Annotated in this window: 5 protein-coding genes and 1 pseudogene; 3 read left to right on the top strand and 3 right to left on the bottom strand. The window is 55.1% G+C overall.

Going from position 1 to position 4467, the window contains the following annotated elements; genetic code table 11:
• The first annotated feature begins 34 nt into the window (after positions 1–34).
• Both ACRESJ_RS00740 and ACRESJ_RS00735 read left to right on the top strand, forming a co-directional pair.
• Complete coding sequence (locus ACRESJ_RS00740; protein WP_431756165.1) at positions 35–877, top strand: NAD(P)H-binding protein; 843 nt, start codon at positions 35–37, stop codon at positions 875–877.
• 92 nt (positions 878–969) lie between these two features.
• Positions 970–1164 carry a hypothetical protein gene (locus tag ACRESJ_RS00735; protein WP_431756164.1) on the top strand — a complete coding sequence of 65 codons (195 nt, stop codon included), beginning with the start codon at positions 970–972 and terminating at the stop codon, positions 1162–1164.
• Positions 1165–1355: 191 nt separating this feature from the next.
• Here ACRESJ_RS00735 and ACRESJ_RS00730 read toward each other — a convergent pair whose 3' ends face one another.
• Positions 1356–1961 carry a hypothetical protein gene (locus ACRESJ_RS00730; protein WP_431756163.1) on the bottom strand — a complete coding sequence of 202 codons (606 nt, stop codon included), beginning with the start codon at positions 1959–1961 and terminating at the stop codon, positions 1356–1358.
• A 240-nt stretch (positions 1962–2201) separates the two neighbouring features.
• Positions 2202–2786: a hypothetical protein gene (locus tag ACRESJ_RS00725; RefSeq protein WP_431756162.1), complete on the bottom strand. Its 585-nt coding sequence runs from the start codon at positions 2784–2786 to the stop codon at positions 2202–2204.
• Between the two features lie 373 nt (positions 2787–3159).
• Between ACRESJ_RS00725 and ACRESJ_RS00720 the strand changes: the two are divergent.
• Positions 3160–3368, top strand: a pseudogene (locus tag ACRESJ_RS00720) (hypothetical protein).
• Between the two features lie 95 nt (positions 3369–3463).
• Here ACRESJ_RS00720 and ACRESJ_RS00715 read toward each other — a convergent pair.
• On the bottom strand, positions 3464–4467 hold a 1004-nt coding region (locus ACRESJ_RS00715; protein WP_431756161.1), incomplete at its 5' end, for a KUP/HAK/KT family potassium transporter.

Here is a 4467-nt window from a genome sequence, read left to right as displayed (position 1 = left end):
GTATCACTCACATTAACCGATGGAGATGAACGCGATGAAAACCGGTCAACCAATCACACTGGTCCTTGGCGCGACGGGCAAAACCGGGCGGCGAATCACACAACGACTCGAAGCTGCCGGCCTGGCCGTTCGCCGAGGTTCCCGCGACGCGAATCCCCCTTTCGACTGGGAAGATCGATCAACCTGGGACGCGGTGATAGATGGCGTTCATGCGGTCTACATCTGCTTTCAACCTGATCTCGCCGTTCCTGGCGCCCTGGAATCCATCCAGGCTTTCACCGACCTGGCGGTCAAAAGCGGAGTCCGCAAACTGGTCCTGCTATCCGGTCGCGGCGAAATCGAAGCGGAACAGGCCGAACGTGTCGTACAGAACAGCGGGATTGACTGGACGATTCTGCGGGCCAGTTGGTTCTGCCAGAATTTCAGCGAGGCGCACTTTCTTGAACCCATTCTGCTGGGTGAACTCGCACTCCCCGTTGGCCAGGTCGCTGAACCCTTTGTCGATGCGGAAGACATCGCCGAGTGTGCCGTCGCCGCACTGACCCAACCCGGACACACCAACCAGCTCTACGAATTGACCGGCCCTCGGGCGCTGACCTTTGCCGAAGCCATGACCGAGATTGCAAGTTCCACCGGTCGCGACATCGAGTTCGTGGCCGTACCAGCGGACGCCTATCGACAGGCGATGGAACAGCAACAACTTCCCCAGGAGTTGATCGACCTGGTGCTCTATCTCTTCACGACTGTGCTCGACGGCCGCAACACGCCAATAGCCGATGGCGTACAGCGGGCACTGGGACGGCCAGCGCGCGACTTCAGCGACTACGTGCAGCGCACTGCCGCTACGGGCATCTGGGAAGATGGAAGCCCGACGTAACGCAGTGGCGAGAACAAGGTTCCTCGGCTAGCGTCTCTTGCGTATCGAACTGCGGCGCCTTAATTGGCAGGAGCCTGATCAAGGAGGAACCCATGTCACTCAATCGTAGTGCCGAACAAACCTACCGCCAGTGGTCCACCCCGATCCTGCTGGAACTCAAGGAGCGAGAGCATCAAATGACCCCGTCAGAGCGCCAGGCCCTGGAAAGCGTATTGCTGGAAAGAAGGCTGATCAATACCGGCAACCCATCCGGCAGCGATCGCCGCAAGGCAGACCCGGCGTCCTGAAAAGCATCAGGCAACCACGATCAAGACAGAAGCAATGAAGCAGAAACAAACAAGGGCTTGCATGGCTTTCGCTGGCAAGCCCTTGATTTTTAGTTGACGCCCGACAGGCCTGTCAAACACATCAAAAGTCCAAATCGACGCATCCAGTCTGGTCGTACGATTTCACGTCGGGGCCGTCACTCTTTACCGCGCTAAAACCACCCGCTACGCTCATCCTCCAGCTCCTGGCGACACTGCTTGAGCTGGGCGTTGTAAATCTCTGACTGCTTTTGCACTTTCTGGGCAACCTGCATCAGCCACGGTTTACTGCGATAGGAATTGCGGCTGAAGCCCCCACGCCCCTCATGATAAGCCAGGTACTGATTGTAGGTGTCCCATTTGGAGATTCCGAGCTGACGCTGGGTGCCAGTGGTGTACCAACCGATAAACAAGATCGCGTCGTCGAAGCTGTCACGCGAACCACCGTTGCCAGTATCGCCCTTGTACTCGCCCCACACCGGATCTTGAGCCTGCGCATAACCGTAAGCCGAACTGACTCGCCCCCAGGGGATCACCCAGAGCAGATAGTCACGAGGCGGCAAAGCATCAGCCACGAAGCTGCTTTCCTGTTTCATGATCGCCATGGCCACATGCAGAGGCGTCCCATATTCACTCTGCATCTCTAGCGAGTCCTCGTACCAGTCGGGATATTCACGGTAAATGCTGCAGAGATTGCCTTGATCTTTTGGCGGTGTAGTCATGCAACCTGTCAAAAACATAACCAGCAAAGCCAGCAGTAAAACTTGTCCTTGTTTCATTCATCACCCTCAAAAACAAGGGCGCCAAGGTGCCCTCCGTTTACTGCAAGGCGCCTGAGTCAGGCAGATGCAGGCAAAAACGTCAGAAGACATCCATCTAGTTCGCGTCACCCCTATTGCGAGACTGCTTTGTAAGTCCCTGTTGCAGACATTCGGATGCAGGACGGGATGAATTGCGGGGCAGACTTTTGATTTTGCGATGCAAAGAAATAAAGGCCTCCGTCTGGCTAGCTGTCTACTTCAGCGCCAGGGCCAGGCCGGGGTCCATGACGCACTATAATTTAGTGCAGGGGGACCGTCGGAGGTGGCGCTATGCGTATCTTCAAGCAGCTCCTGCTCTTGGTTGCGGGGCTTCTGGCAAGCAGCCTTTCCTTTGAGGCAATCAGCGGTGGCGGCCTCGATCAAAATCCTCACCCGGCCGTTCTGGTCAGTGGGCAGCCACAGCAATGCGGGCAATTCCACCATTTCCACAGTGGCTCCTTTCATATGGGAAACCGGCATTTCGTGCCAATGGGCAACCGGCATTTCGTACCAATCAACAACCGACATTTCGTACCAATCAACAACCGACATTTCGTACCAATCAACAACCGACATTTCGTACCAATCAACAACCGGCATTTCGTACCAATCAACAACCGGCATTTCGTACCAATCAACAACCAGCATTTCGTACCAATGGATAATCGGCACTTCATACCGATCCACCAGATGAACAGCTTCAAGGTGATCAGAGGGCCCGGGGTCAGTGATCAGCCCTTCGATTCCAGGCATGTTCACTTTGTGCGCCACTTCGATCCGCGGACGGGGCTGATTCTGATTCAACCGGTAACATCCGGGAGGTAATGGACCAGCTTGATCACACCACCGTCGTGATGACTGAGCAATACATCCGCAACCGCAAAGGGAAGAAGGTGACGTCTACAAAATAGGAATTGCGGCAAGAAAAAACTACGGGCCTGAAAGCTTGAAAATAACCAATCTGCGCAGAGTAAAACCATCGGAGGTATGCCGATCATGCATACTTGATCGAAGCCACGTTCGCACTATTACAATGTGTGCACACAGCCCTTACGAAGACTATGCTGGACTTGTTCCAGAACTCAGCCCGTCTACACCCTCTCCCGGCGTTCTGCCAATCGTAAAAAATCCTTCATAGAACCAGGTGCTACGCTGACCTCTTAACCGAGGATTCGCGATGCCAAGCTCAGATCTGCTCCCTTCCCTACTCTTCAAGATCAACGAAAACCAACTCGCCTAGAAGCCGTCATCATGGAGCTTTCGAACTGGGTCGAGCAGCATGGATCAGCCGATGTCGCTGACAACGTACGCGGTGCCTTGGAAGCCATCGATAAGAATGAAGAATTCATCAAGATGACGCTCGCGGTGATGATGGCACCGGAGTGACTGAGTAGTTTTCGGCCCTTCGCGACTGGCAGCAGTCGACAGAAGACAACTGCCAGCGGTCGATCACGTTGCGCGAGGTCACAGCTGAACTATCACTACATTTCGACTTGTGTACCCAACTCAATGACCCTGTTCAATGGCAACTTGAAGTATTTCAGGTTGCTGTTGGCGTTCTTGAGCAAGAACGCAAACAAGTACTCGCGCCACTTCGCCATACCGATGCGCTTGGTCGGGATAACCGTCTCCCGGCTCAGAAAATAAGTTGTGCGCATAGGGCTGAAATCCAGTTCCGGCAGATGGCAGGCACGCAATGCGAGGGGAACATCGGGCTCTTCGGTGAAACCAAAGTGCAGGCTGACCCGAAAAAAGCCTTCGCCGAAGGATTCAACTTCGAACCGACGGTCCACAGGCACTCGTGGACTGTCTTCGGATACCACGGTCAACAACACCACCCGCTCATGCAACACCTGGTTATGCAGCAGGTTGTGCAGCAACGCATGAGGAACAGCATCGGACCTGGCGGTAAGAAACACCGCCGTGCCTTGCACGCGATGGGGAGGTTGCGTACGAAGGCTGCTGATGAATAGCGGAAGCGGAAGCGCGGTTTCATCCAGCCGCTCAACAATAATCTTGCGTCCCCGCTTCCAGGTCGTCATCAAAATGAACAGGCCGATGCCGGCAATCACCGGGAACGCACCGCCCTGTAAAATTTTCGGCGCATTGGCCGCGAAATACAGGCCGTCCACCAACAGAAAGCCGAGCAACATCGGGATGGCCAACCAGCGTGGCGTTTTCCAGAGGATCAGGACGACAGCCGAGGACAGAATAGTGGTGATCAACATGGTTCCCGTCACTGCGACTCCATAAGCGGCAGCCAAGGCACTGGAAGATTCGAAACCGATCACCAGTAACACAACACCGACCATCAACGCCCAGTTGACCGTACCGATGTATATCTGCCCCTGCTCCTGGTCGGAGGTGTGCTGGATAAACATGCGAGGCACGTAACCCAGCTGAATGGCCTGACGCGTCAGGGAGAACGCGCCGGAGATCACGGCTTGAGAGGCAATGATCGTCGCCAGCGTGGATAGAGCGACCA

The sequence above is a fragment of the Pseudomonas sp. genome (assembly GCF_050739655.1).
In the GTDB taxonomy this organism is placed as follows: Bacteria; Pseudomonadota; Gammaproteobacteria; order Pseudomonadales; family Pseudomonadaceae; genus Aquipseudomonas.
Note: the sequence above shows the minus strand (reverse complement) of the source record. Positions and strands in the feature narration are given on the sequence as shown.